The organism is Bacillus sp. X1(2014) (assembly GCF_007678255.1).
Window position 1 is genome coordinate 1 of record NZ_VEED01000050.1, and the last position, 1,417, is coordinate 1,417.

The 1,417-nt window shown below is 39.2% G+C and carries 1 protein-coding gene; it reads right to left on the reverse strand.

The annotated features are described in order from the left end of the window. Positions 1-172: 172 nt before the first annotated feature. Complete coding sequence (locus FS608_RS29705; RefSeq protein ID WP_144556148.1) at positions 173-667, reverse strand: DinB family protein; 495 nt, start codon at positions 665-667, stop codon at positions 173-175. Positions 668-1,417: the final 750 nt, after the last annotated feature.

Here is a 1,417-nt window from a genome sequence, read left to right on the forward strand (position 1 = left end):
TCTATACTCATATCTTACTTAGGAGTCCTATTTTTTTCAAAGTCGAAAAATAACGATCTACAGGAATGCTAACCTGCCCATTTAGTTGAACAAGAAAAAAGCCACCAAAATGGCAGCTCGATCTTCAACTCTTGCACCCTTTAGTTCAAGTAGGCACTAGTGCAACTTTAATTTATTCACCTACTCCTGCATCTATTTTCCAGCTATTTTGCAACTTCCGGATATAAATGATCTGACCAATGTGATATGCGTTATGAGTTGACACATTTCCGAGAATTGCCCACCATTTCACTTGTACAGGATAACCATTAACTTCTCTCTCAACTTTTTCTTCAGATAATAACTCTTGCCAACGTAAAAGCACCTCTAATAGTTGTTTTTTTAAGTCAGCAAAAGTATGATTTTCAGGAATAATAAAGCTGTTATTATTATTTCCTTTTGAAGGCACAGCATCAACGTGAGATTTTTGGTACCTTGTTTGCCATGTTTGATTCCAATATAGTAGATGCTGCACAATTTCAGCGATACTATTACTTTCTTCATTTGGCTTCCAAAATGCATGTTCCTCAGACAATCTTTCTACTGAATCTGAAAATGGTAGGTACCAACTTGGGTCATTAGCATTTGCCAACAATTGATCCGATAAAACATCTTTTGCATGAATCATAACCAACACTCCTAATTTTTATTTACTGTTTTTTCTAAATATTTATACAATGTCATCTTATTATATTTCTGCATAGTATTTGATTGTCCTGTTCTTATTAAGCTAGTCGAGTAGAAGAGAACCTCTCTACCTTACGGTAGATAGTGTCCTCCCCCCTCCCAGAACCGTGCTTGCGCAATTAACGCACACGGCTCCTCCTAGTTACCATTCACAAAATATAGCTAATCTTCTAGGATCTGATTTGCTATTTCTGCTATCCTTATTAGTCTTGTTTCCATTTATCATTCCTACCTCTGTGTGTAGTAAATGTGTCCCTAATATGGGTGATAACTGGTAGCTAGCCTTTCCTCCATCGGCATTACCCAACTTCATTGGTACTACGCTGCTATCCGACTCCCTAAATCGGCATTTGGCTTCCTTACTTTTTATCGCTTGTACACCATACTCTTCCAACAAGAAAAGACCGATAGGGTCTCCCGAGTTGCCGTATCATATCAATGTGTAACGTGCCAAGGTCTCTGACCCCAGAGAGGTTTCATTCTTCTTGCCATATACGAAGAATGAAATATTGCTTTCTGCTGCAGGTAAAGCATCAGCCCTCTCGAATTACTAACATTATGGGGCTCAATCCCTTCAACCATTTGGCTTTCGGCCCGCTACCTAACTGTCTACACTTAAAGACTAAAGTTACCTTTAGCCCTCCAAGACTCGCTACGAGCGAATGGCTAGTTCTTACTCGACGGGAATCCC